We start from the raw sequence: 907 nt of genomic DNA on the forward strand, positions 1-907 counted from the left end.
GCCCCCGTCCCCGCCCGCTGATCAGCTCTCCCCGGACCGGGATCCATCACCGCGACGAGTCGGCGACGGCAACGTAGGCTGTGCTCGGCACAGACACGGTGGGGGCGTTCATGCGGGTGGAAAAGGCACAGGGTTGGGGTTCGACCCTCGATTCGGTCGTGGTGTACGCGCAGGGCGCGCTCTGTCGCCGCCTGGCCCGGGGCAGCGTGCCGCCCGACGGCCGGGTGCGCGTGACGGGACTCCCCCGCACCCTGGACCCCGGCTCGCTGCGGGCCCGCGTCCTCGGCGCACCCGCGGTACGCGTCGTCGAGGCCCGTGTCGAGGTCGACGCCGAGCCGCTCACCGCCGGTGTCCCCGACACACTGCGGCGCGAGGTCGAGCGACTGCACGACGAGTACGCGGCGGCGCGGGGGCGCCGGGACCGGCAACTGCGCCTGATCGAGGAGGTCACGGCACTGCGCCCGGTGCCGCCGCCCCGCAAGCGCGACGACCCGCACCGCCGCACCCCCGTCGACGCGTGGCTGGAACTCGCCGACTTCGTCGAACAGCGGTTGACGGCACTGCACGCCCGCCTAGCCGAGCTGGAAGAGGCGCTACTCCTCGTCGAGCACGAACTCACCGTCGCCACCGACCGGCTCGACCGCGCCTCCACCGACGTTCCGGCGGCGCACGTCGAGACCACGGTCTCCGCGGTGCTCACCCTCGTCGGCGACACCGGCGACGCGGAGGACGACACCGAACTGGAGCTGGAGTACGGGGTGCCGGGCGCCGTGTGGGTGCCGGCCTACCGGCTCAGCCACCGGCACGGAGACGACAGCGGCCACCTGGTGCTGCGCGCCTCGGTCGCCCAGCGCACCGGCGAGGACTGGACGGGCGTGCGTGTCGCCCTGTCCACCGCCGATCTGCG

Annotated in this window: 1 protein-coding gene; it reads left to right on the forward strand. The window is 74.2% G+C overall.

The window, feature by feature from the left end:
* Nucleotides 1–110: 110 nt before the first annotated feature.
* Nucleotides 111–907, forward strand: a 797-nt coding sequence (locus tag BZL64_RS38480) for a DUF4140 domain-containing protein (protein ID WP_143663473.1), incomplete at its 3' end; no start/stop codon positions are given.

This window comes from Streptomyces bobili, from assembly GCF_002154575.1.
In the GTDB taxonomy this organism is placed as follows: Bacteria; Actinomycetota; Actinomycetes; order Streptomycetales; family Streptomycetaceae; genus Streptomyces; species Streptomyces bobili.